Origin of the sequence: Rhodanobacter thiooxydans (assembly GCF_021545845.1) — a bacterium.
GTDB lineage: Bacteria > Pseudomonadota > Gammaproteobacteria > Xanthomonadales > Rhodanobacteraceae > Rhodanobacter.
The window spans coordinates 2030566-2056011 of the sequence record NZ_CP088923.1 but is presented as its reverse complement, the minus strand read 5'-3'; the positions used below and the strand labels follow the sequence as shown (position 1 = coordinate 2056011).

Genomic DNA, 25446 nt, shown 5'->3' with positions numbered 1-25446 from the left:
ATTAATAAACATCGCGGGCGTAGCGGCCCTGTTGCAGAAGTTCGCCGAGCCAGGCGTTCGCCTCCTCGGGCGACTGGTTGCCGTGGGCCACGATCACGTCGACCAGTGCGGCGTGCACGTCGCGGGCCATGTGCTTCGCATCGCCGCAGACATAGAGGTGCGCGCCGTTCTTCAGCCATGCATGCAGCTCGGCGCCGTGCTCGCGCAGGCGATCCTGGACATACGTTTTATGCGATTCCACCGCAACACCCCGCACTTCCTTGTGCGGACTTTCAGAAAAAGCGGGATCCCGCGAGAACGCCAGGTCGAGCCGGTGCAGCGAGCCGTCCTTCAACGCCTGTTGCCACTCCAGCTGGTAGAGGAAGTCGCTGGCGAAGTGGCGGTTGCCGAAGAACAGCCAGTTGCGGCCGGTGGCACCGCTTTCGCGCCGCTCCTGCACGAACGCGCGGAACGGCGCCACGCCGGTACCCGGCCCGATCATGATGATGTCGCGCGAGCCGTCGGTCGGCAGGCGGAAGCGCTCGTTCGACTCGATGAATACCGGCAGGGTGCCGTCCTCGCCGGTCGCGGCGAGTAGTGAGGAGGCGGCGCCCCAGTGCGTGCTGCCGTGCGCTTCGTAATCCACCACGGCCACGGTCAGGTGCACCTCCTCGCCCACCGCCTTGGTGCTGGAGGCGATCGAGTACAGCCGCGGCGCCAGTGGCCGCAGCGTTGCCAGCAGCGCCTCGGCTTGCCATGGCGCCGGGTAGCGGCGCAGCAGGTCGATCGGCTGCTCGTCGGCCAGCACCGCCGCGAACTGCGCCGACTGCTCCGGCTGCAGCAGCCTGGCCAGTTCGTCGTGGCCGCCGGCGGTCGCCAGCGCACTGATGAAGCCGCGGTGCAGCCGGGTGATCTCGCGCTCGCGGCCCAGCCACTGCCGCAGCGGCAACGTGCGCTGCTGGTGGGTCACCGGCTGCGCGCCGTCCAGCTGCAGGACTTCCAGCCATTGCTCGACCAGCGCCGGCGGATTGTGCGGCCACACGCCCAGCGCATCGCCCGGCTGGTAGTGCAGGCCGGAGCCTTCCAGCGACAGCTCGACATGGCGCACGTCACGCGCGCTGTCGCGCGCCACGATGCGCTGGTTGGCCAGCACGGTGGCGGCGAACGGCTGTTCGCGCGACCAGGTGCTGCGGCTCGGCACCACGTGCAGCGGGGTCGCCCGCGCCGGCGCGCCTGCCTGCCGCAGCTGCTCCCGTGCCTGCTCCAGCGCCTGCTCCACCCACGGCGCGGCGACCGCCTCGATCTCCACGTCCGCTTCGCCGAAGGAAGCGAGACGGCTGCCGCCCAGCTCAGCCAGGCGAGCGTCGAGCTGGCGGCCGATCGTGCAGAACTGCGGGTAGCTCGAATCGCCCAGGCCCAGCACGGCGAACTGCAGCGCCGGCAGCTTCGGCGCGCGCTTGCCGCTGATGAACTCGAACAGGCCGCGCGCGTCGTCCGGCGGTTCGCCGTCGCCCTGGGTGCTGATCACCAGCAGCAGGTGGCGTTCCTGCGCCAGCTCGCGCTGCGGGTAGGCATCGGCGCGCAGCAGCCGCACCGGCAGGCCGGCCGCTTCGCCACGGCTGGCCAGCTGCTCGGCGATGCGCTTCGCATTGCCGGTCTGGCTGCCGTAGACGATCGTCAGCCGACTGGCCGGCTGCCCCGCCGGCGCGGGAGTCACCCCGCCACCGCGCTGCACCTGCTCGGCCTGCGCCGCGCTCCACGCGGCGATCCAGTACAGCTGGGCGGCAGTCAGGCTTTCCAGTTCCCGGGTCAGCCGGGCAAGCTTGTCCGCATCGAGGCTTGGCGCTGGAAGGTTTGGCACGGCGACGGTATTCACACTGACTCCATCTGGACATCTATACTTCTCGACGTCCAAATTATTTTTTAACCGCTGGCTCGGGAAAGGATATGTCGGCATGTACTTATGCCGAGGCCTTATTTCCGCGCAACGAGCCCGTTCCCGATACTTGCTACACTTCCGTATCGCGCACGGATGCCCCTCCGCCCATGCCCCCGTTGTCCGAATTCCTCACCTTTGCCGCCGTGGGCGCACTCGCCCAGCTGGTCGACGGTGCGTTGGGCATGGCTTACGGCGTCGTCTCCGCGGCGATGCTGCTGGGGCTGGGCCTGCCGCCGGCGGTGGCCAGCGCCAGCGTGCATTACGCGGAAACCTTCACCTGCGGCGCCTCCGGCCTCAGCCATCTCGTGGCCGGCAACGTGCGGCGGCAGCTGTTCTGGACGCTGGCCATTCCCGGCGCCATCGGTGCCGTGATCGGCGCCTATGTGGTCACCCATGTCCCGGCCAGCGGGATGCGGCTGGCGCTCACCATCTACATGCTGGGCATGGGCGCATTCCTGCTGTGGCGGGCAACCCGGCCCGACCGTGGCCACGATGACGCAGTGCCGCGCGCCACTCGCCCGTTGGGACTGGTCGCCGGCTTCGCCGATGCCGTGGCCGGCGGCGGCTGGAGCGCGCTGACCGTGACCACCCTGGTCGCCCGCGGCGCCACGCCGCGCACGGTGATCGGCACCGTGCACCTGGCCAAGTCCGTGGTCAGCGCCGCCGCCAGCGTCAGCTTCCTGCTGCATCTTGGCGCGGCGCATGGCACGGCCGTGCTGGGCCTGATCGTTGGCGGCATGGCCGCCGCCCCGCTGGGTGCCCTGCTGGTCCGGCGCATGCCGGCACGGGCCGCGACCCTGCTGGCCGCCACCGCCGTGCTGGGGCTGGGGCTCAGCAACGTGGTGAAGGCGTTGCACTGACGTCGCCAGCAGCGGTCACCGCTACAATGCGCGCATGACCAAGCCGGCCCCCTTTCCGATCGAAGTCCGCGGCTCCGCGAAGCAGCCGCTGGGCATGCCGCCCGCCCGTTTCCTGCGCGACTACTGGCAGAAGCGCCCGCTGCTGGTCCGCCACGCCCTCCCCGGCTTCCAGCCGCCGCTGCAGCCGGACGACCTGGCCGGCCTGGCCTGCGAGCCGACCGCGCTGGCGCGGCTGATCGTGCACGACGCGAAGCGCGACCGCTGGCAGGTCAAGTCCGGCCCGCTCGACGAAGCCGATTTCGCCAGGACTCCCGACAGCGACTGGACCCTGCTGGTGCAGGACGTCGACAAGTGGGACGCGGACGTGGCGCAGCTGCTGGAGTACTTCCGCTTTCTGCCGAGCTGGCGGGTGGACGACGTGATGGTGTCCTACGCCGAGCCCGGCGGCGGGGTCGGCGCCCACGTCGACCAGTACGACGTGTTCCTGATCCAGGGCCTGGGCCAGCGCCATTGGGCGATCAGCGACGATCCGCTGGCGCCGAAGGCGTTTCGCCCCGACGTGGAGCTGAAGCAGCTGGTGCAGTTCGAGCCGACCCACGAATGGCTGCTGGACCCGGGCGACATGCTGTACCTGCCACCTGGCGTGCCGCATGACGGCGTGGCGTTCGGCGGCCCGTGCATGACCTTCTCCGTCGGCATGCGCGCGCCATCGCAGGCCGAGCTGACCGGCGACCTCGCCGACTACATCGCCGAACACCTGCCGGAGCAACTGCGCTACGCCGACCCGGACCTGAAACCGGCCACCGCGGGCGGCGAAATCGACCGCGCCGCGATCGAACGCCTGAAGGATGCGCTGCCGTTTGCCGCCGCCCTGCGCGACGACCTGCTGCGCGACTGGTTCGGCCGCTTCATCACCCGCTACCGCAGCGCACAGGCACCCGCTGCACCGGACAAGCCGCTGAGCGAGGCCGCGCTGGCCAGGCAGCTCGATGCCGGCGCGCAGCTGCTGCGCCATCCGTGGTCGCGGCTGGCATGGAGTCGCGGCAAGTCCGGCTGCACGCTGTACGCCAACGGCCAGGCCTATCCGGCCACGCCGGCGCTGGCGCAGCAGCTGTGCGAACAGCGCACGCTCCGCATCGAGCGCAAGCCCGAGGCCGTCGAATGCGCCCTGCTGCTGGCCCTGGTCAACGATGGCCAGCTGCTGCCGCGCAAACACCGCCGGCGATGAAACTGCAGGACTTCCACGTCGAGATCGCCGACTGGTCGCGCGCCGAGCAGCGCAGCGCCCTGCTCGACCTGCGCGAGGTGGTGTTCATCCGCGAACAGGGTGTGTCCGAACAGCGCGAGCGCGACGGGCTGGACGCGGATTGCTGGCACGTGCTGGCCCGCGACGAGGCCGGCCAGCCGATCGGCTGTGGCCGGCTCACCCCGGCGCACAAGATCGGCCGCATGGCCGTGCTGCGGGAATGGCGCGGGCGCGGCGTCGGCGTGGTGCTGCTGCGTGAGCTGGTGGCCCGCGCCCGCGCGCAGGGCTGGCCGGAAGTGGCGCTGGACGCCCAGGTCAGCGCGCTCGGTTTCTACCAGCGCGAGGGTTTCGTCGCGTACGGCGAGGAGTTCGAGGACGCCGGGCTGATACACCGGGCGATGCGCCTGTCGCTGTCCGCAGCGGCGGAGGAAGCCGCGCCGCCACGCGACATCGACGCGCTGCCGGCCGGCACGCGCAGCGAGACCGCCGCCGCCCGCCTGCAGCTGCTGGCCGACGCACGCCACCAGCTGTCCATCCACCTGCCGCTGCTCGGCAACGACAGCTATGCCTGCGCGGAAGAACTGGCCGAGCTGCGCCGCATCGCGACTTCCGGCCGTGGCGCGCGGATCCGTATCCTGCTGCACGATCCGGCCGTCGCCCTGCGCAACGACCACCGGCTGGTCGCGCTGGCGCAGCGCCTGCCCAGCGCGATCCAGGTCCGCACACCGGTGGAGGAAGCCGACCTCGCCTGCATCTCGGCCTGCCTGCTCAACGACGCCGGCGGCTACCTGTTCCTGCCCGAGGCAGACCGCGCGCAAGGCCGCGCCGCCCGCCGCGACCGCGCCAGCCAGGCGCCGCTGCAGCAGCACTTCGACGAGCTGTGGGAGCGCGCCGAACGGGCCAGCGAGTTGCAGGCGCTGGGCCTTTAGCCGGGCCGGTCGAGCGGTCGTTCAGCCGGGTGTCACGGTGCCGGACGCTGCAAATCGCGGGAAACCGCCGGGTGCGACAAAACACGCCTTAGACCATCGTCGGAGATACCCGCCGAAAAGGCGTTCCGGGCAGCCCGCAGCTTGCCGCGTCGCAGCAGCCAGAGGCTATAATCGTCAGGATTCTCCCCAGCCATCCGTATGGGCGACCGGTCGGGCTTGAAAACCGGACGGAAGCCGTGACCTCAAAGGTCACACGGATGGCCGCAAGCCTCCCTTCCCTGCCGGTGGTGACGTGACTACAAACCTGATTCGCGAGTTCTTCGAATCCTCCCAACTCGCTGGCGGCAACGCCGATTACGTCGAATCCCTCTATGACGCCTGGCTGGCCGACACCTCGTCGGTACCGGCCGAATGGGCCGATTACTTTGCCTCCTTCAAGGGCCGCGAAGCGGGAGACGTCTCCCACGCCGCGGCCATCGCGCGCATCGAGGCGGCGCAGAAGCGGCGCCACAACGGCGTCGCCGCCGCGCCGGTGAGCGACGAGCACGCACGCAAGCAGGCCGGCGTGCTGCGCCTGCTCACCGCCTACCGCTCGCGCGGCCACCTCGCCGCCGACCTCGACCCGCTCGGCCTGACCGAGAAGATGCCCGCGCCGGACCTCGGCCTCGCCTTCCACGGCCTCGCCGACGCCGACCTCGACACCGAATTCGATACCGGCAACTACGCCGGCGGCGGCCAGCGCCTGAAACTGCGCGAGCTGCTGGATCGGCTGAAGAAGACCTACGCCAGCACGATCGGCGCCGAGTTCATGCACATCAGCAACCACGAGCAGCGCAACTGGATCTACAGCCGGCTCGAACAGGCCACCGGCCGCAGCGGCCTGGACAACGCCGGCAAGCAGCGCGTGCTGGACGGCCTCACCGCCGCCGAGGGCCTGGAGCGCTACCTGCACACCAAGTACGTCGGCCAGAAGCGCTTCTCGCTGGAAGGCGGCGACAGCCTGATCCCGATGCTCGACGACGTGGTGCGCGCCGCCGGCGACAACGGCATCAAGGAGCTGGTGATCGGCATGGCCCACCGCGGCCGCCTCAACGTGCTGGTCAACATCCTGGGCAAGCCGCCGAAGACCCTGTTCGACGAGTTCGAAGGCCGCTTCGACCACCCCGACGACCCGGCCCACTCCGGCGACGTGAAGTACCACATGGGCTTCTCCGCCGACGTCAAGACGCCCAAGGGCGGCGTGCACGTGGCGCTGGCGTTCAATCCCTCGCACCTGGAAATCGTCAACCCGGTGGTGACCGGCTCGGTGCACGCGCGCCAGACCCGCCGCCGCGATACCGCGCACACGCAGTCGATGGCCGTGCTGATCCACGGCGACGCCGCGCTGTCCGGCCAGGGCGTGAACATGGAACTGTTCAACATGTCGCAGGCGCGCGGCTTCAAGATCGGCGGCAGCCTGCACATCGTGATCAACAACCAGGTCGGCTTCACCATCTCCAACCCGCAGGACGCGCGCTCCACCATGTACTGCACCGACCTGGCCAAGATGGTCAATGCGCCGGTGCTGCACGTGAACGGCGACGATCCGGAAGCGGTGATCCTGGTGACCCGGCTTGCCTACGCGTTCCGCAAGCAGTTCCGCAAGGACGTGGTGATCGACCTGGTCTGCTACCGCCGCCATGGCCACAACGAGGCCGATGAGCCGGCCGCCACCCAGCCAGTGATGTACCAGATCATCAAGAAGCGCCCAACTGCGCGCGCCCTGTACCAGCAGCAGCTGGTGAAGGAAGGCGTGCTGGCCGAAGGCGAGGCCGCCAAGCAGTTCGACGCCTATCGCGCGCGGCTGGAAGCCGGCGCGCCGATGACCGAGCTGGACACCGCGCCGGTGCGCGACGGCCACGTCGACTGGGCCCGCTTCCTCGGTGGCAAGCTGTCGATGCCGGCCGACACCACGGTGCCGAAGCCGAAGCTGCTGGAGCTGGCCGGCAAGATCCTCGCCGTGCCGGCGGACCTCACCCTGCAGGCCCGCGTGGCGAAGATCTACGACGACCGCCGCAAGATGGCCGCGGGCGAGCTGCCGGCCGACTGGGGCTTCGCCGAGAACCTGGCCTATGCCACCCTGGTCGATGCCGGCCACGACATGCGCCTAGTCGGCCAGGACTCCAGCCGCGGCACCTTCTTCCACCGCCATGCGGTGCTGCACGACCAGAAGGACGGACACACCTGGATGCCGCTGGCCACCGTGCGCGGGGGCGCCGATGTCGAGGTGATCGACTCGCTGCTCAGCGAGGAAGCGGTGATGGCGTTCGAGTACGGCCACTCCACCACCGACCCCGACACGCTCAACATCTGGGAAGCCCAGTACGGCGACTTCGCCAACGGCGCGCAGGTGGTGATCGACCAGTTCATCAGCTCCGGCGAGGCGAAGTGGAACCGCCTGTGCGGCCTGGTGCTGCTGCTGCCGCACGGCTACGAAGGCCAGGGCCCGGAGCATTCCTCCGCGCGTCTGGAGCGCTTCCTGCAGCTGTGCGCGATGGACAACATGCAGGTCTGCGTGCCGACCACGCCGGCGCAGAATTTCCACATGATCCGCCGGCAGATGCTGCGTGCCGCGCGCAAGCCGCTGATCGTGATGACGCCGAAGTCGCTGCTGCGCTACAAGCTGGCGGTGTCCACGCTGGACGAGCTGGCCAACGGCAACTTCCAGCTGGTGATCGGCGAGCATCGCGAGCTGGCTGCGAAGAAGGTCAAGCGCGTGGTGCTGTGTTCCGGCAGGGTCTACTACGACCTGCTGGAGGAAGCGGAGAAGCGCGGGCTGGCCGACGTGGCGATCGCGCGCGTCGAGCAGCTGTACCCGTTCCCGCGCGAGGAAGTGACGGCAGAACTGGACAAATATCCTTCCGCCAAGGAAGTGATCTGGTGCCAGGAGGAACCGATGAACCAGGGCGCCTGGTTCCAGATCCGCCACCACCTGCAGGCCTGCATCGGCAGCAAGCACAGTCTCTCCTATGCGGGGCGTGCGCGCTCGCCGGCACCTGCCGCCGGCCACCACAACACCCACGTTGCGGAACAGGCGGCGCTCGTCGAGCAGGCGCTGGCCGCCTCGGTGGGTACCGACCACGCCGCGGAATAAAGCAGCTTCCCTGAACAGTGCGGCCAGGATAGCCGCTTCTTGATCTCCGCAATCATGGATGAGCGCACCAACTCAAGGATTCCCATGTCCATCGAACTCAAAGTCCCCGTCCTGCCCGAGTCCGTCTCCGACGCCACCATCGCCAGCTGGCACAAGCAGGCCGGCGACGCGGTGAAGCGCGACGAGAACCTGATCGACCTCGAAACCGACAAGGTGGTGCTGGAGGTGCCTTCGCCGGTCGACGGCGTGCTGAAGGAAATCCGCCACCAGGTCGGCGACACGGTGAACAGCGGGCAGATCATCGCGATCATCGAGGAAGGCGCCGTGGCCGCCGTGCCGGCACCGGCACCGGCACCGGCTGCCGCCGCTCCCGCCCCGGCCGCGGCGGCTCCTGCCCCGGTCGTGCCGAAGGCCGCCGCCGCGCTTTCGCCTGCCGCGCAACGCGTCGCCAGCGAGAACAAGGTCGACACCTCCGCCATCGCCGGCACCGGCCGCGACGGCCGCATCATCAAGGAAGACGTGGTCAACGCCGGTTCACGCCCTGCCGCGGCTCCCGCCGCCGCACCGGCCGCGAAGCCGACCCCCGGCGCACGCCCGGAAGAGCGCGTGCCGATGACCCGCATGCGCGCGCGCATCGCCGAGCGCCTGATGCAGTCGAAGAACTCGATCGCCATGCTCACCTCGTTCAACGAGGTGAACCTGGCCGAAGTGATGAAGATGCGCAAAGCCCTCGGCGACGCGTTCCAGAAGGAACACGGCATCAAGCTCGGCTTCATGAGCTTCTTCGTCAAGGCCGCCGCCGAGGCGCTGAAGCGCTACCCCTACGTCAACGCCTCGGTCGACGGCAACGACGTGATCTACCACGGCTACCAGGACATCTCGATCGCCGTGTCCACCGACAAGGGCCTGGTCACGCCGGTGCTGCGCGACGTGCAGGACATGAGCTTCGCCGACGTCGAGCAGGCCATTGCCGACTACGCCACCAAGGCGCGCAACAACAAGCTCACCCTGGACGACCTGCAGGGCGGCACGTTCACCATCACCAACGGCGGCACGTTCGGCTCGCTGTTCTCCACCCCGATCGTCAACCCGCCGCAGAGCGCCATCCTCGGCATGCACACGATCAAGGAACGCGCCATCGTCGAGAACGGCCAGATCATCGCCGCGCCGATGATGTACATCGCGATCAGCTACGACCACCGCATCATCGACGGCAAGGACGCGGTGCTGTTCCTGGTCGACATCAAGAACCAGCTGGAGAATCCGCAAAGGATGTTGCTGGGCCTCTGACGAGGCCCGGGATTCGGGATTGGGGATCCGGGATTCGGAAAAGCGCGCGCATTTGACGCCCTTTCGAATCTCTTCCCCACCGAATCCCGGATGACATTCGGGATTTACCGCAGCGCCGCACGCCTTTGCCCTTGCGAATCCCGAATCCCGAATCCCCAATCCCGAATCTCGTGTGAGCGAATGAAATGAGCGAAAAATACGATGTCATCGTCATCGGCGCCGGTCCGGCCGGCTATGTGGCGGCGATCCGCGCCGCGCAGCTGGGCCTGAAGACGGCTTGCATCGACGCGTTCACCGGCAAGGACGGCAAGGCGGCGCTGGGGGGCACCTGCCTCAACGTGGGCTGCATCCCGTCCAAGGCGCTGCTGGATTCCTCGCGCCAGTACTGGAACATCGCGCACAATCTGCCGGCGCACGGCATCAGCGTCGACAATCCGAAGGTCGACATGGCCACCTTCATCGGCCGCAAGGACAAGATCGTCAAGCAGTTCACCGGCGGCATCGGCCAGCTGTTCAAGGCGAACAAGGTCACGCCGTTCTTCGGCACCGGCAAGCTGCTGAAGGGCAACTCGGTCGAGGTCACCGCCGCCGACGGCAGCAAGCAGACGATCAGCGCCACCAACGTGATCCTCGCTTCGGGCTCCATCCCGATCGAACTGCCGTTCGCCAAGTTCGACGGCAAGGCGATCGTCGACAACGCCGGCGCGCTGGACTTCACCGAGGTACCGAAGCGCCTGGGCGTGATCGGCGCCGGCGTGATCGGCCTGGAGCTGGGCAGCGTGTGGCGCCGCATGGGCGCGGAAGTGACGATCATCGAAGCACTGCCCGACTTCCTCTCGGTGGCCGATGCCGACATCGCCAAGATTGCCGCGAAGGAGTTCGCCAAGCAGGGCCTGGACATCAAGCTCGACGCCAAGCTCAACAAGGCCGAGGTGAAGAAGGACGGCGTGCACATCACCTACACCGACAAGAACGGCGAGCAGAAGCTCGTGGTCGACAAGCTGCTGGTGGCCGTGGGCCGCCGCGCCTACACCAAGGACCTGCTGGCCGACGACACCGGCGTGAAGGTGGACGAGCGCGGCCGCATCCTGGTCGACGAGCACTGCCATACCGGCGTGGATGGCGTGTGGGCGATCGGCGACGCCGTGCGCGGCCCGATGCTGGCGCACAAGGGTTCCGAGGAAGGCGTGGCGGTGGCCGAGTGGATCGCCGGCAAGGCGGGCCACGTCAACTACGACACCATCCCGTCCGTGATCTACACCGAGCCGGAAGTGGCCTGGGCCGGCAAGACCGAGAAGGAGCTGAAGGACGCCGGCGTGCCGTACAAGGTCGGCACCTTCCCGTTCGCCGCCATCGGCCGCGCCGTGGCGATGAACGAGGCGGTGGGCCAGGTGAAGATGCTCGCCCACGCGGAGACCGACCGCATCCTCGGCGTGCACATGGTCGGCCCGGGCGTATCCGAGCTGATCGCCGAGTGCGTGGTGGCGATGGAGTTCAAGGGTTCGTCCGAAGATCTGGCCCGCATCGTCCACGCGCATCCGACCCTGTCCGAGGCCGTGCACGAGGCCGCGCTGTCGGTCGACAAGCGCGCCATCCACAAGGGCAACTGAGGCCAGGATGGGCTCATCCCGGACAGCCCATGGATGGGCGTCGATCCGGGATCCAGAGCCTCGGCCCGCTCCTGGCAACCTGAGCGGGCCGTTTCGTCTCCCGTAGGAGCCCGCTTGCGGGCGATGCTTTTGCCATCCCGAATCCCGGCTTTCAAAGCATCGTCCGCAAGCGGGCTCCTACGAAAACGCGTTTCAACGGAACACGCATGCCCCAACCCACCGCCATCTGTGTCTACTGCGGCTCCAACAGCGGCCGGCATCCCGAATACGCCGAACAGGCCCACGCCTTTGGCACCGAGATGGCCCGGCGCGGCATCGCGCTGGTCTACGGTGGCGGCAACGTCGGCCTGATGGGCGTGGTGGCCGACGCGGTGCTGGCCGGTGGCGGCAGGGTGGTTGGCGTGATTCCGCGCCAGCTGGTGGAACTGGAAGTGGCCCACCCTGGCCTGACCGAACTGGTGGTGGTCGAAACCATGCACCAGCGCAAGACGCGCATGTACGAACTGTCCGACGCCTTCGTCGCCCTGCCCGGCGGCTTCGGCACCATGGACGAGATGTTCGAAATGCTGACCTGGGCCCAGCTCGGCCTGCACCGCTACCCCTGCGCCTTCCTCGACGTGCGCGGCTACTACCGCGACCTGCGCACGCTGATGGCGCACATGGTCGACGAATCCTTCGTGAAGGCGGCGCAGCGCGACAGCATATGGTTCGGCGACGACATCGCCGCGTTGTTCGACTGGATGCGGGACTACGAAGGCAGCTACACGCCCAAGTGGATTTCCTCCCGCAGCGTCCACGCCTGATTCTGCAGGAGGTCGAGATGCCCCGTTTCCGTGCTTTCCGCATCCACAACGACGATGCCGGCTACCGCGCCGACATCGACACCATGGACACCAGCGCGCTGTCGTCCGGCGAAGTGCTGGTCAAGGTCGCGTATTCTTCGGTCAACTACAAGGATGCGCTGGCCGGCACCGGCAAGGGCCGCATCCTGCGCCAGTACCCGCTCAACGGCGGCATCGACGTGGCGGGCCACGTGGTCGCCTCGACCGATCCGGCGTTCAGGGAAGGCGACGCCGTGCTGTGCACCGGCAGCGGGCTGTCCGAGACGCGCGACGGCGGCTACGGCGAATACGCGCGCCTCGACGCACGCTGGACGATCCCGCTGCCGGTCGGCTTGAGCCTGCGCGAAAGCATGATCATCGGCACCGCCGGCTTCACCGCGGCACTGGCCCTGCTGCGCATGCAGGACAACCGGCAATCGCCGACGCTGGGTCCGATCGCGGTGACCGGCGCCAGCGGTGGCGTCGGCATGCTGGCGATCGACATCTTCAGCCGCGCCGGTTACGAGGTGCACGCGATCAGCGGCAAGGCCGACCACTTCGACTTCCTGCGCGGCCTCGGCGCCAGCGAATGCATCGACCGCCACCAGCTCGCCTTCAGCGGCAAGCCGATGGACTCCGCCCGCTTCGGCGGCGCGCTGGACAACGTCGGCGGCAGCATGCTCGGTGGACTGTTGCCGCTGATCGCGCCGTACGGCAACGTGGCGATCTGCGGCAACGCCGGCGGCATCGCCATCGACAGCACGGTGATGCCGTTCATCATCCGCGGCGTGAGCCTGCTCGGGATCGCCTCGGCCGGCACCGCCCGCCATCTGCGCGACCGGATCTGGCAGCACCTTGCCGGCGACTGGAAGCCGCGGCACCTGGATCGCATCGTCACCCGTGAGACCAGCCTCGAGGAGCTGCCCAAGGTGTTTGCGCACATGCTCGCGGGCGAGTCGTTTGGACGCACCCTGGTGCGCGTCGACGGCGCGGTGTGACGAAACCGCGCTTGGAAGTCGCACCACCACGGCTTAGAATCAACGAAACTCGCAGGGAATTATCACCTTATGGCACGCATCCTGATCGTCGACGACTCCCCGTCGCAGCTGCTTGGCATCAAGCGGATCGTCGAAAAACTCGGGCATGAGACCCTCTCGGCCGAAGACGGCGCCGCGGGCGTGGAAGTGGCCAAGGCGGAGAAGCCCGACCTGATCCTGATGGACGTGGTCATGCCCAATCTCAACGGCTTCCAGGCCACCCGCACGATCAGCAAGAACGCCGAGACCGCGCACATTCCGATCATCCTGGTGACCACCAAGGACCAGGAGACCGACCGCGTCTGGGGTATGCGCCAAGGCGCCAAGGCCTACGTGACCAAGCCGATCAAGGAAGAGGAGCTGCTCAAGGCGCTGCAGGAATTCCTGCCGGGCTGATCCCCACCACGCTTCGTGAAAAACGGCGCCCGCAGGCGCCGTTTTCGTTTATGCCGCCCGCAGCTCAGTGGCGCGGATCGAAGTTCGCGAATGCCTCGTGCAGCGCTTCGTACGCCGCGCGCTGTTTATCGCTCTCCGCCGCTGGCGCACGGATCGACAGCTCCACCAGTTGATCGCCCGGATTCGCGCCCGGCATGCCACGCCCCTTCAGGCGCAGTTTGCGCCCCGATTGCGAGCCCGCCGGGATGCGCAGGTCGACCGTACCGGCCAGCGTCGGTACCGGCACGGTGGCACCCAGCGCGGCTTCCCACGGTGCGATCGGCAACACGTGCACCACATTGCGGCCGTCCAGCCGGAAACGCGCATCGTCGCGGATACCCACCTCCAGCAGCAGGTCGCCATTCGGCCCGCCGGCCGTGCCGGGATGCCCCTGGCCGGACAGGCGGATCACCTGGCCCGGCTGGATACCCGCCGAAATCTTCACCTCCAGCACGCGCTCGCCACCTGCCTGATCCTGCATGGCCAGCCGCGTGCGGCCACCGTCGAACGCGGTCTGCAGGTCGATCTGCACCGATGCCTGCACGTCGCGGCCGCGACGGGACCGCGGCTGGCCATGATGGCTGCCGGCGGCGCCGCGACCGAACAGGCTCTCGAAGAAATCGCTGAAGTCGCTGTCGCCGCCACCGAAACCCTGCTGCCCCTGCCAGCCCGGCGGCGGCCGGAACTGCTCGCCCTGCCGGTAGCCGCCGGCACGCAGCTGGTCATAGGAACGCCGCTTCTCGGTGTCCTTGAGCACTTCGTTGGCCTCATTGACCGCCTTGAATTTCTCCTCGGCGCCGGCCTCCTTGTTCTTGTCCGGATGGTATTTGCGCGCCAGCTTGCGATACGCGGCCTTGATCTCGGCCTCGCTCGCCTCGGGCTTCACGCCCAGAATGTCGTAATAGTCTTTGAATTCCACGCACCGCTCCCGCCGGTTCGACCTCTTCCACACGCAACGACCTGCCGCGGATCATGGTCTGCGGCAGGTCGTCCGCGCAATACTCGCGGAAATGTTTCAGCTGCCGGTATTGATGGTGATGCGGCGTGGCGTGGTCTCCGCCTTCTTCGGAATGACGATTTCCAGCACGCCATGCTTGCCATGCGCAGTGACGCCGTCGGCATCGGCACTGTCGGGCAGCGCGAAGCGCCGATAGAACACGCCGTGCGAACGCTCCAGCCGGGTGAACTTGCCGTTCTGCTCGCGGTTCTCCACGGTGCGTTCGCCCTTGATGGTGAGGATGCCCTTCTCCATGCTCACCTCGATCTTCTCCGGGTCCACGCCAGGAATGTCAGCGTAGATCACGAAACGCTTGTCCTCTTCCTTGATGTCCACGCGCGGCGCCCATTGGCTGGTCACCACGTTGGACTGGTCCGCCTCGGCCGGGTTGCCCAGCAGACGATCGAACGCCTCGCGGATGTCGCCGATGTTGGCCGTGCCGGCCGGATTCCACGAAAAATTGCGACTCAGATTCATGTTCGTATCTCCTCGTCGATAAAGGTCTGCGGCTCGATGCCGCCTGCTCAGGAAGTGGGTTTGCAGGGTTCCCGATTCAAGGCGACAAGCTTCGTCCCGCGGCGCTAGCATGGCGTGGTTGCCAACGAAGGAAGCCCGCACCATGACCATCCAGATCGGCCAGTCGCTGCCGGATATCGAGCTGTCGGTGGTCGGCGAGGAGATCCGCCCCTGCCGCACCGGCGAACTGTTTGCCGGAAGCCGCGTGGTGCTGTTCGCCGTCCCTGGCGCCTTCACGCCGACCTGTTCCAGCCGGCACCTCCCCGGCTACGCACAACGCTACGCCGACTTCCAGGAAACCGGGGTGAAGGTGATGTGCCTGGCAGTCAACGACGCCTACGTGATGCAGGCTTGGGCCCGCGCCCAGCAGGTTCCCCCGGGCCTGCTGATGCTCGCCGACGGCAACGCCAACTTCACCCGCGCGTTGGGCCTGGAACTGGACGGCAGCGCCTTCGGCATGGGCCTGCGCGCACGCCGCTTCGCACTGTATGCGGAGGACGGCGTAGTGCGCCTGTTGCAGGTGGAGGCGCCGGGCGAACTGCGCGTTTCCAGTGCCGAGGCGATGCTGGCCGCTATCAGCCACTGAAAGAAAAACCCCGGCATGGCCGGGGTTTTTCGATTCGTCGCCAGCCTTACTCGGCGGATTCCGTCGGAGAGCCGTCGTCGTCGGCCGGTTCCGGTGCCGCGGCGGATGCAGCATCCTCGCCGTTGTCCTCGTCCGCTTCCAGCCGCATCACGCTGACCAGCGTTTCGTCTGCCGGCAGGCGGATCAGGGTGACGCCCTGGGTATTGCGGCCCAGCTGCGAGACTTCCGCCACGCGGGTACGCACCAGCGTGCCCTGGTCGGAAATCAGCATCAGCTCGTGCGCCTCGCTGACCTGTACCGCGGCGACCAGCGCGCCGTTGCGCTCGGAACACTGGATGCCGATCACGCCCTGGGTACCGCGGCCCTTCTTCGGGAACTCATCGAGCCGGGTACGCTTGCCGTAACCCCGCGCCGTCGCGGTCAGGATGTCGCCCTGCGCCGCCACGATCAGCGAGACCACCTCGGCTCCGTCCGCCAGCCGCATGCCACGCACGCCGGTGGCGGTGCGGCCCATCGAACGCACGGTGTTCTCGTCGAAGCGGTTGACCTTGCCGTTGGAGGCGAACAGCAGGATGTCGCTGTTGCCGTCGGTGAGTTCCACGTTGACCAGCGCGTCGCCCTCGTCGAGCTTGATCGCCTGCTTGCCCTTCTGCAGCTGGTAGGCAAACTCGGTCAGCGGAGTCTTCTTGACCGTGCCGTGCTTGGTCGCGAAGAACACGTAGCGGTCGTCGCCGTATTCGCGCACCGGCAGCACCGCCTGCACCTTCTCGCCCTCGCCCAGCGGCAACAGGTTGATGATCGGCTTGCCGCGCGCGCCGGAACCGGCCTCCGGCATCTGGTAGACCTTGAGCCAGTAGACGCGACCGGTGCTGGTGAAGGTGAGCAGGGTGTCGTGCGTGTTGACCACCCACAGCTGTTCGACGACATCCTCGTCCTTTAACGCGGAAGCCGAACGGCCCCTGCCGCCGCGCCGCTGCGCGCGGTACGCGCTGGCCGGCTGGCGCTTGACGTAGCCGGTATGCGATAGCGTGACCACGACGTCTTCCGGCGTGATCAGATCGAGGACGTTGAGGTCCTCCTGCGAGTGCTGGATCTCGGTACGGCGCGCATCGCCGAACTCGGCCTTGATCGCCTCCAGTTCCTCGCGGATCACCTGCAGCAGGCGGTCCGGATTCTCCAGGATCTCGATCAGGCCGCGAATGGTTTCCAGGATCTGGCGGTATTCGTCGGAAAGCTTTTCCTGCTCCAGCCCGGTGAGGCGGTGCAGGCGCATCGCCAGGATTTCCAGTGCCTGCGCCTCGGACAGCTGGTAGCCATCGGCCTTCAGGCCATCGCGCGGGTCCATGTCCTCCGGTCGCGAGGCACCAGCGCCGCTGGCGGACAACAGGGTCCGCACCAGGCCGGCTTCCCAGCGCCGCACCACCATGCGCTCGCGCGCTTCGGCCGGCGATGACGAGGTCTTGATCAGCTCGATCATCTCGTCGATGTTGGCCAGCGCGACGGTGAGGCCTTCGAGGATGTGCGCGCGGGCACGCGCCTTGCGCAGGTCGAAGATGGTGCGACGGGTGACCACCTCGCGCCGGTGGCGGATGAACGCCTCGAGGATGTCCTTGATATTGAGCAGCTTCGGCTGGCCGTCCAGCAAGGCCACCATGTTGATGCCGAAGGTGACCTGCAGCTGGGTCTGCTGGAACAGGTTGTTCAGCACCACGTCGCCCATCGCATCCTTGCGGATTTCGATGACGACACGCATGCCGTCCTTGTCGGACTCGTCACGCAGCTCGCTGATGCCTTCGAGCTTCTTCTCCTTGACCAGCTCGGCGATCTTCTCGATCAGCCGGGCCTTGTTCACCTGATACGGCAGCTCGTGGACGATGATCGTCTCGCGGCCGTTCGGCTCGGTCTCGATTTCGGCCTTGGCGCGCACCAGGATGCGGCCGCGACCGGTGCGATACGCCTCGATGATGCCGGACGAACCGTTGATGATGCCGTGGGTCGGGAAATCCGGGCCGGGGATGTAGTGCATCAGGTCATCGATCGACAGCGCAGGTTCGTCGATCAGCGCGATCGTCGCGGCGATCACCTCGTTGAGGTTGTGCGGCGGGATGTTGGTGGCCATGCCCACCGCGATGCCGGCCGAACCGTTCACCAGCAGGTTCGGCACACGGGTGGGCAACACCAGTGGCTCCTGCTCGCTCTCGTCGTAGTTCGGGCCGAAGTCGACGGTTTCCTTGTCGATGTCGGCCAGCAGCTCGTGGCTGAGCCGCGACATGCGCACCTCGGTGTAGCGCATCGCCGCGGCGCTGTCGCCGTCGACCGAGCCGAAGTTGCCCTGGCCGTCGACCAGCATGTAGCGCAGCGAGAACGGCTGCGCCAGGCGTACGATCGCGTCATACACCGACTGGTCGCCGTGCGGATGGTACTTACCGATGACGTCACCGACCACGCGGGCCGACTTCTTGTACGGTTTGTTGTATACGTTGCCCAGCTCGTTCATCGCGAACAGCACGCGGCGATGCACGGGTTTCAGACCGTCGCGGACATCCGGAAGTGCGCGGCCCACGATCACGCTCATGGCGTAGTCGAGATAGCTCTGGCGCATCTCGTCTTCAATGTTGACGCGTATCACTTCTTTGGCGAGCTCTGCCATCAATCGGCTTCCCTGATAACGAAAAAAGGACGCTGGCACCGCGCCTCAAGCGCATGCGCAAGCGACCCGAAATCAACCTATGGAGTGTAGCACGAATGGTATCAAAACTACAGTATTTAACCAATATGAATCAATGACTTAAGACAATGTTTCGGTGGACTTGAAAAGCATCCCGCGCGCTGTCGAAAAATTGATCAGTGCGGCCACGGCGGAACCGGCGGCGGCGGCCGGTGCCGGCCAGCGCTGCAGCAGCGGGAAGCCCACCAGTAGCAGGGCGTAAACCCCGTAATTGACCACTGCGCCGAGGCTCATCAGCCCCAGCCAGTGCAACCATTCGGCATGTGCCGCGCGGTTGCTGCTGCGTGCGGCAAAGGTGTAACGGCGGTTCCACCACCAGGTCACCGTTGCCGCGACCAGGAACGACAGCACGCGGGCCAGGTAGGGATTCCAGGCGGCCCAGCCAACCAGCGCCTGCACGATCCCGGCGTCGACCAGCAAGCCCAGCACACCGCCGACGGCGAACAGCGCGATCTCGCGCGGGAGTTTCATCATCCGAACATGGCCTGCATCGCCAGGCTGTTCGGCCGCTCGATCACGCCGCGCTCGGTCACGATCGCGTCGATCAGCTCCGCCGGCGTCACGTCGAACACCGGGTTCCAGGCCTGCGCACCCTCGACCACGACGCGACGACCGGCGATACCGAGCAGCTCGGCCGGGTCGCGCAACTCGATCTCGATTTCCTCGCCGCTGCCGGTGGCCATGTCGACGGTGGAGGACGGTGCCACCACCATGAATTTCACGCCGTGGTACTTCGCCGCGATCGCCAGCTGATAGGTGCCGATCTTGTTCGCGGTATCGCCGTTCGCGGCGATCCGGTCGGCGCCCACGATCACCCACTGCACCGCGCCGGATTTCATCAGGTGCGCGGCGGCGGAATCGGCGATCAGCCGTGCCGGGATACCGTCGCGCACCAGCTCCCACATGGTCAGCCGCGCACCCTGCTGCCACGGCCGCGTTTCGCCGGCGTAGACCCGCGCGATCCGGCCCGCCGCCACGCCGGCGCGGATCACGCCCAGCGCGGTGCCGTAGCCGGCGGTGGCCAGCGAGCCGGTATTGCAGTGGGTCAGCACGCCCGAGCCGGCGGCAATCAGGCTGGCGCCCGACTCTCCCATCCGCCGGTTCGCGGCCAGGTCTTCATCCTGGATCGCCTGCGCCTCGCGCCGCAGCACGTCGGCGTCAGCGCCGGTCGCGATGCGCCGCTTCATCCGGTCCAGCGCCCACATCAGGTTCACCGCGGTGGGTCGCGCGGCGCGCAGCGTGGCCAGCACCGGTTCCAGCGGCACGCCCTGCTGCGCCGCCATCGCCACGCCCCAGGCGGCGGCAATGCCGATCGCCGGTGCGCCGCGCACCGCCAGGTCGCGGATCGCCTGGGTGACCTGCGCGGCGTCGCGGCAGTCGATCCAGCGCTCCTCGCCGGGCAGCAGGCGCTGGTCGAGCAGGCGCAGATGATCGCCCCGCCACTGCACGGCGCGGATGGAATCGTGGGTGTCGGTGGATGCGCTCATCCGTCCATTATCGCCTGCCGCGTGCGTATTTCACACGGCAGGCGCGGCGACGCTTCAGTCGCGCTGGCGCAACCACTGGTGGATTGCCGGCGGCACTTCGCGCTGGGCGCGACCGGACACGTAGATGCCGATGTGGCCGCCCTTGAACGCGAGCTGGGTGTAGTCGGTGGTGCCGACGTGCTTGCCCAGCGCACGCGAGGCGTCCGGCGGCACCAGGTGGTCCTGCTCGGCGAAGATGTTCAATACTGGCTGGGTGATTATGCCCAGATCCACGTTCTGACCACCGATCTGAAGCGTGCCCTCGACCAGCTTGTTGCCCTGGTAGAAATCCTTGATGAACTCGCGGAACGCCTCGCCGGCCTGGTCCGGCGAATCGAAGATCCAGCGCTCCATGCGCAGGAAGTTCTCCAGCTCGGCAGGTTTGTCGAGGATATCGACCATGTCGATGTACTTCTGCTGGTTCAGCCGCAGCGGCTTCAGCGTGAGGTAGACATAGTTCATCAACCCGGCCGGGATGTTGCCCATGGTGTCGACGAACAGGTCCACGTCCATGCGGCGGCACCAGCCCGACAGCATGTTGTCCGGGGTGTGGAAATCCACTGGGGTGACCATGGTGATCAGGTTCTTCACCTTGTCCGGGTGCAGCGCGGTGTAGCACAGTGAGAACGCGCCGCCCTGGCAGATGCCGAGCAGGCTGATCGCATCCAGGTCGTGCCGCGCGCGCACCGCGTCGACGCAGCGGTCGAGGTAGCCGTTGATGTAGTCGTCCAGGGTCAGCCAGCGGTCGGCGCCGTCCGGATAGCCCCAGTCGATCAGGTAGACGTCCTCGCCCTGCTCCAGCAGGTTGCGCACCATCGAACGGTCAGCCTGCAGGTCGGTCATCCACACCGTGTTGACCAGCGCGTAGACGATCAGCAGCGGGGTCTTCGCGGTGGGCTTACCGTGGCCGGTGAAATGCCAGACCTTCAGCTTGTCCTCGCTGTAGACCAGTTCGCGCGGCGTGTTGGCGTATTCGGGCTCGCGCACGTTGCGCAGGTTGCCCATGCCGGCGGCCAGCTTGCGCTGGAAGGTAGCGATGTCGGCCAGCGCCCTGGCCGGGTCGATGCGCAATGGCGTTTGCATGGCGAGTCTCCTTTACTTGCGCTTGCGCGGGCTGGGAACGGGCGCGGCGGTCGGTTTGCGTGTCGCTTTTGCCGGCGCCTTCTTCGCTGCCGCCGCGGATTTCGTGGGCGCGCTCTTCTTCGGTGCCGACGCCGCGGTTCGGCCATTGGCCAACTGGCGTTTCAGCGCCGCCAGCTCACGGTGCAGGGCCATGATCTCGTCGGCATGGTCGGCGGATGCACCGGACTGGCGGCTGGCGCGAAACTCGCGGCGCAGGGCCTGCAGCCGTTCGCCGAGGCTGGACACCTCGCTGCGCGTCGGCATGCCGAGCTGCTGGCACATCTGCTCGGTCTGCTGCTGCTGCAGCTGGCGCACGCGCATCTGCGTGTCGGCCATCTCGCCGTAAACATCGCAGAACTCGTCGGACAACGCGATCTCGGCGTAGGCCTCTTCGGAGGCATCCACCCACAGGTCGTACAGCGCTTTCAGCGAATCGACCTGGCGACCCGGCTCGGCCAGCTTGTCTTGCAGACGCTGCATGCCTTGCGTGTTGGCGCGCTGGATCAGCTCCTGGTAACGCGCGATGGCCTGTATCGAGGTCGTCAAGGCGATGGCCAGTGCCTGCTGCTGCATCTGCTGCTCACGGTTCAGGCCGAAAGCCGGCGTCGGCCCTTGTGCCCCCGCCACGTCAGCAAAACCGCTGTGTCGAGCCGCCTGCATCCACGCCTGCCATTGCCGCGCAAAACCTTCGGCAGCAGCGCTGTCGATGCCACCGAACGCCTGCGTGAATGGTTGGCTGGCACCGCCGAACATCTGCTGCAGTTGCTGATGCCAGTCCGTGGCCGGCTGGGCCGCGCCGCCGCTGGCGGCCGCCTGCATCCAGTCGAAATACCCCTTCAACCCGGCCAGCGTGCGCTCCAGCGTGTCGTTGCCAGCGGCTGGCGCTGGTGACGGCGCAAACGGATTGGCTGCGGGTGACGGCTGCAACTGGCGCGTCCAGGCATCCCAGGATTGCTGCGCCAGCGCCTGATAGTCCTTGATGAAATCGTTCGCCGGGTCGGCCATCGGTGCATCCTCTTGCAGGGTTCATCCATCCTAGCAAAAGCAGGTTGCACAAAATGATCCGTGCCCAAACGCGCGAGGCCCGGCATCAGCCAGGCCTCGCGGAATTGCCTTGCCCGGAAACTCAGACGCCGGCGCGCTCTTCCTCGGTCACGGCCTTCATCGACAGGCGGATGCGACCCTGCTTGTCCACTTCGAGCACCTTGACCTTGACGATGTCGCCTTCCTTCAGCTTGTCGGACACCTTCTCGACGCGCTCGTCGGAGATCTGCGAGACGTGCACCAGACCATCCTTGCCCGGCATGATCGTGACGAAGGCGCCGAAGTCCATCAGCTTGGCCACCCTGCCCTCATAGATGCGGCCCGGCTCGACGTCCGAGACGATCTGCTCGATGCGCTTCCTGGCCGTTTCGCCCGCCTCGCGGTTGACCGAGCCGATGACGATGGTGCCGTCGTCGCTGATGTCGATGGTGGTGCCGGTCTCCTCGGTGATCGAGCGGATGGTGGCACCGCCCTTGCCGATCACTTCGCGGATCTTGTCCGGGTGGATCTTGATGGTGATCAGACGCGGGGCGTACTCGCTCATCTCGGCGCGCGCGGTGCTGATCGCCTTGGCCATCTCGCCGAGGATGTGCAGGCGGCCGCGCTTGGCCTGGGCCAGCGCCACCTTCATGATCTCCTCGGTGATGCCGTCGATCTTGATGTCCATCTGCAGCGCGGAGATGCCGTCGGCACTGCCGGCCACCTTGAAGTCCATGTCGCCGAGGTGATCCTCGTCGCCCAGGATGTCGGACAGCACGACGAAGTCGCTGCCCTCCTTGACCAGGCCCATCGCGATGCCGGCCACCGGTGCCTTCAGCGGCACGCCGGCATCCATCATCGCCAGCGAGGAGCCGCATACCGAGGCCATCGACGAGGAGCCGTTGGACTCGGTGATTTCCGAGACTACGCGCACCACATACGGGAACTCCTCGATGCCCGGCTTGACTGCCTGCACGCCGCGCTTGGCGAGACGGCCGTGGCCGATCTCGCGGCGCTTCGGCGCACCGAAGCGACCGGCCTCGCCCACCGAGAACGGCGGGAAGTTGTAGTGGAACAGGAACGGATCCTTCGACTCGCCGCCGGGTGCGTCGATGATCTGCGCGTCACGCGTGGTGCCCAGCGTGACCACCACCAGGGCCTGCGTCTCGCCGCGGGTGAACAGCGCGGAACCATGCGTACGCGGCAGTACCCCGACGCGGGCGGTGATCGCGCGCACGTCGTCGAGCTGGCGGCCGTCGATGCGTACCTTGGTCTTCAGCACGCTGTCGCGCATGGTGTGGTATTCGAGTTCCTCGAATTCCGTGGCCATCGCGGCGGTGGACCAGCCGTTCTCTTCGGCCTGCGCCTTGAGACCAGCCAGCACATCGGCCTTGATCGCGGAGATCGCGTCGCGACGCTCCAGCTTGTCGCGCACCTGGAACGCTGCGGCCAGCTGATTGCCGACTGCGCCCTTGACGGCGGCGACCAGCGACTCGTTGCGCGCCGGTGCCCGCCAGTCCCACGACGGCTTGCCGGCTTCGGTGGCCAGCTCGGCGATCGCGCGGATCGCGATCTGCATCTGCTGGTGGCCGAACATCACCGCGCCGAGCATCACGTCCTCGGACAGCAGCTGCGCCTCGGATTCCACCATCAACACGGCACCGGCGGTACCGGCAACGACCAGGTCCAGCTGGGAAGTCTTCAGCTCGGTGGCCGACGGGTTCAGCAGGTACTTGCCACCCGCGTAGCCGACGCGGGCGGCGCCGATCGGACCCTTGAACGGGATGCCGGCCAGGCTCAGCGCGGCGGATGCACCGATCAGCGCCGGAATGTCGCCGTCGATCTCGGGGTTGAGCGAGACGACCTGCGCGATGACCTGCACCTCATTCTTGAAATCGTCCGGGAACAGCGGGCGCACCGGGCGATCGATCAGACGCGAGGTCAGCGTCTCCTTCTCGGTCGGGCGGCCTTCGCGCTTGAAGAAGCCGCCGGGAATGCGGCCGGCGGAGTAGAACTTCTCCACGTAGTCGACGGTGAGCGGGAAGAAGTCCTGCCCTTCCTTCTGCTTGGCCGCGGCGACGGCGGTGACCAGCACCACCGTACCGCCCATGCTGACCATGACCGCACCGGATGCCTGGCGGGCAATTTCGCCCGTCTCCAGCGTGACTTCGTGATTACCGTACTGGAATGACTTGGTTACTTTTGCCACGTGCTTAATTCCTGATCTGATTGAGAAGTGCGCTCACGGGTGAGCGCCTCTTGATCTTTGCGTCCACGGATGAACGCACGGATTACCGCCGCAGGCCGAGGCGTTCGATCAGGGTCTGGTAGCGTGCAAGATCGCGATCCTTCAGATAGCTGAGCAGGCGCTTGCGCTGGTTGACCAGCTTCAGCAGGCCACGGCGGGAGTGATGATCCTGCTTGTGGTCCTTGAAGTGGCCGGTGAGATGGTCGATGCGGGCGGACAGCAGGGCCACCTGGACCTCGGTCGAGCCGGTGTCGTTGGGCACGCGGCCGAAATCAGCGATGATCTTGCCGGTCTGTTCTGCGGTAAGAGACATGGTTGTACGTTTCCTTGAAAGGCGATGCGAAGCTTGCGCTTGCGTCATCGCGATGACGCAAGCGCAAGCTTCGCCTAGGTGAGTGAAAGCGTTGAAATAACTTGTCTATTCTACTGATGGGAGTGGTGCTTCAACAAGAGCGCCGCCTGCCGTCGGAGCAAATCGGTCAGCCCGGCGGCAGATTGAAGCCGCGCACGATGCGCGCACGCCCTTCGGCATCGGCTTCCAGCAACGCCAACAGCGCGCCGTCGCTGGCGTATGCCGCGCAATGCCCGACTTCCGGCAGGCCCGGCAGCGCAATCTGCTGGCCGCGCGAGATGGCCATGCTCTGCGTCTCATCGAGTCGCAATACCGGCAGATCGGACAGGCCGGCCGATACCGGCAGCAGCCATGCCAGCAAAGCCTCGTCGCCTTGCTCCGCCGCCTGCTCCAGCTGCGTCAGGGTCACCATCCGCGGCTCTCGGAACGGCTCGACCCAGATCCGGCGCAGCGCGGTCAGGTGCGCGCCGCAGCCCAGGTCCTCGCCCAGATCCACCGCCAGCGAACGGACATAGGTACCCGAACCGCACTCCACCAGCAACTGCAGCGTGTCGCCTTCGCGCGCCAGCAACTCCAGCCGGTGCACCGCCACCTCGCGCGGCGCCAGCTCGACGGTTTCGCCGCGGCGCGCCTTGGCATACAGCCGTTCGCCGCCCTGCTTCAGCGCGGAATACATCGGCGGCACCTGCTGGATGCGCCCGCGCAACCTGGCCAGCGCCGCCTCGACCCTGGCGTCATCGAGTTCCGGTACCGGGCGCTGCTGAACGACCTCACCCTCACTGTCGGCGGTATCCGTGGTGACGCCAAGCCGGCACTCGGCCAGATAGGCCTTGCGCGCACCCAGCAGGCTGCCGGCCAGCTTGGTCGCCTCGCCGAAGCACAGCGGCAGCAGGCCGGTGGCCAGTGGATCGAGCGCACCGGTATGGCCGCCCTTGGACGCACGCAGCAGTCGGCGCACGGCCTGCAGCGCCTGGTTGGAACTCAGGCCCGGCGGCTTGTCGAGCAGCACGATGCCGTGCAGGTCGCGGAACGGGATGCGCGGCGAACGATTCATCGACTCGGCGGAATT

21 protein-coding genes are annotated in these 25446 nt (G+C 67.1%); 10 read left to right on the top strand and 11 right to left on the bottom strand.

Annotated features, from left to right (window positions below):
- Nucleotide 1: 1 nt before the first annotated feature.
- Nucleotides 2-1855, bottom strand: coding sequence for an assimilatory sulfite reductase (NADPH) flavoprotein subunit (locus LRK53_RS09180; protein ID WP_235642009.1), 1854 nt, complete (start codon nt 1853-1855; stop codon nt 2-4).
- Between the two features lie 170 nt (nt 1856-2025).
- On the opposite strand from LRK53_RS09180, the gene LRK53_RS09175 reads away from it, so the two are divergent.
- From LRK53_RS09175 to pilH, 9 genes are all read left to right on the top strand, one after another.
- Nucleotides 2026-2778: a sulfite exporter TauE/SafE family protein gene (locus LRK53_RS09175; RefSeq protein WP_027492211.1), complete on the top strand. Its 753-nt coding sequence runs from the start codon at nt 2026-2028 to the stop codon at nt 2776-2778.
- Nucleotides 2779-2812: 34 nt separating this feature from the next.
- Nucleotides 2813-4006, top strand: coding sequence for a cupin domain-containing protein (locus LRK53_RS09170; RefSeq protein ID WP_027492210.1), 1194 nt, complete (start codon nt 2813-2815; stop codon nt 4004-4006).
- The gene (locus tag LRK53_RS09165; RefSeq protein WP_027492209.1) at nt 4003-4953 is read left to right on the top strand and encodes a GNAT family N-acetyltransferase; all 951 of its coding nucleotides are present in this window, start codon (nt 4003-4005) and stop codon (nt 4951-4953) included. Before LRK53_RS09170 ends, LRK53_RS09165 begins: the two co-directional genes overlap by 4 nt.
- A gap of 292 nt (nt 4954-5245) precedes the next feature.
- Nucleotides 5246-8086: a 2-oxoglutarate dehydrogenase E1 component gene (locus LRK53_RS09160; RefSeq protein WP_235642008.1), complete on the top strand. Its 2841-nt coding sequence runs from the start codon at nt 5246-5248 to the stop codon at nt 8084-8086.
- An 84-nt stretch (nt 8087-8170) separates the two neighbouring features.
- On the top strand, nt 8171-9376 hold the full coding sequence (gene odhB / locus LRK53_RS09155; RefSeq protein ID WP_027492207.1) for a 2-oxoglutarate dehydrogenase complex dihydrolipoyllysine-residue succinyltransferase: 1206 nt from the start codon (nt 8171-8173) through the stop codon (nt 9374-9376).
- A gap of 185 nt (nt 9377-9561) precedes the next feature.
- On the top strand, nt 9562-10986 hold the full coding sequence (gene lpdA / locus LRK53_RS09150) for a dihydrolipoyl dehydrogenase (protein WP_027492206.1): 1425 nt from the start codon (nt 9562-9564) through the stop codon (nt 10984-10986).
- Nucleotides 10987-11192: 206 nt separating this feature from the next.
- Nucleotides 11193-11789, top strand: coding sequence for an LOG family protein (locus tag LRK53_RS09145; RefSeq protein WP_027492205.1), 597 nt, complete (start codon nt 11193-11195; stop codon nt 11787-11789).
- A gap of 17 nt (nt 11790-11806) precedes the next feature.
- The gene (locus tag LRK53_RS09140; RefSeq protein WP_027492204.1) at nt 11807-12805 is read left to right on the top strand and encodes a YhdH/YhfP family quinone oxidoreductase; all 999 of its coding nucleotides are present in this window, start codon (nt 11807-11809) and stop codon (nt 12803-12805) included.
- Nucleotides 12806-12874: 69 nt separating this feature from the next.
- A complete protein-coding gene (gene pilH / locus LRK53_RS09135) occupies nt 12875-13240 on the top strand; it encodes a twitching motility response regulator PilH (RefSeq protein WP_008435575.1) in 366 nt (121 codons plus the stop codon).
- Nucleotides 13241-13304: 64 nt separating this feature from the next.
- Here the strand turns inward: pilH and LRK53_RS09130 are convergent, their stop codons facing one another.
- Entirely contained in the window at nt 13305-14198 is an 894-nt protein-coding gene (locus LRK53_RS09130) for a DnaJ C-terminal domain-containing protein (protein WP_027492203.1), read from the bottom strand.
- A gap of 96 nt (nt 14199-14294) precedes the next feature.
- Entirely contained in the window at nt 14295-14753 is a 459-nt protein-coding gene (locus LRK53_RS09125; RefSeq protein ID WP_027492202.1) for an Hsp20/alpha crystallin family protein, read from the bottom strand.
- A 142-nt stretch (nt 14754-14895) separates the two neighbouring features.
- Here LRK53_RS09125 and LRK53_RS09120 point away from each other — a divergent pair, with 142 nt between their 5' ends.
- Nucleotides 14896-15378, top strand: coding sequence for a peroxiredoxin (locus LRK53_RS09120; protein WP_027492201.1), 483 nt, complete (start codon nt 14896-14898; stop codon nt 15376-15378).
- Between the two features lie 46 nt (nt 15379-15424).
- Here the strand turns inward: LRK53_RS09120 and gyrA are convergent, their stop codons facing one another.
- From gyrA to truB, 8 genes are all read right to left on the bottom strand, one after another.
- On the bottom strand, nt 15425-18028 hold the full coding sequence (gene gyrA / locus LRK53_RS09115) for a DNA gyrase subunit A (protein WP_027492200.1): 2604 nt from the start codon (nt 18026-18028) through the stop codon (nt 15425-15427).
- 138 nt (nt 18029-18166) lie between these two features.
- Entirely contained in the window at nt 18167-18580 is a 414-nt protein-coding gene (locus LRK53_RS09110) for a GtrA family protein (RefSeq protein WP_235642007.1), read from the bottom strand.
- A complete protein-coding gene (gene mtnA / locus LRK53_RS09105; protein ID WP_027492198.1) occupies nt 18577-19593 on the bottom strand; it encodes an S-methyl-5-thioribose-1-phosphate isomerase in 1017 nt (338 codons plus the stop codon). Before mtnA ends, LRK53_RS09110 begins: the two co-directional genes overlap by 4 nt.
- A gap of 54 nt (nt 19594-19647) precedes the next feature.
- The gene (locus LRK53_RS09100; protein ID WP_235642006.1) at nt 19648-20715 is read right to left on the bottom strand and encodes a class III poly(R)-hydroxyalkanoic acid synthase subunit PhaC; all 1068 of its coding nucleotides are present in this window, start codon (nt 20713-20715) and stop codon (nt 19648-19650) included.
- Nucleotides 20716-20727: 12 nt separating this feature from the next.
- Nucleotides 20728-21759: a poly(R)-hydroxyalkanoic acid synthase subunit PhaE gene (locus tag LRK53_RS09095; protein ID WP_027492196.1), complete on the bottom strand. Its 1032-nt coding sequence runs from the start codon at nt 21757-21759 to the stop codon at nt 20728-20730.
- A gap of 121 nt (nt 21760-21880) precedes the next feature.
- The gene (gene pnp, locus LRK53_RS09090; protein ID WP_235642005.1) at nt 21881-23986 is read right to left on the bottom strand and encodes a polyribonucleotide nucleotidyltransferase; all 2106 of its coding nucleotides are present in this window, start codon (nt 23984-23986) and stop codon (nt 21881-21883) included.
- 82 nt (nt 23987-24068) lie between these two features.
- Nucleotides 24069-24338, bottom strand: a complete 270-nt coding sequence (gene rpsO / locus LRK53_RS09085; protein WP_008435593.1) for a 30S ribosomal protein S15 — start codon at nt 24336-24338, stop codon at nt 24069-24071.
- Between the two features lie 166 nt (nt 24339-24504).
- Nucleotides 24505-25431, bottom strand: coding sequence for a tRNA pseudouridine(55) synthase TruB (gene truB, locus LRK53_RS09080; RefSeq protein ID WP_027492195.1), 927 nt, complete (start codon nt 25429-25431; stop codon nt 24505-24507).
- Between the last annotated feature and the right edge of the window lie 15 nt (nt 25432-25446).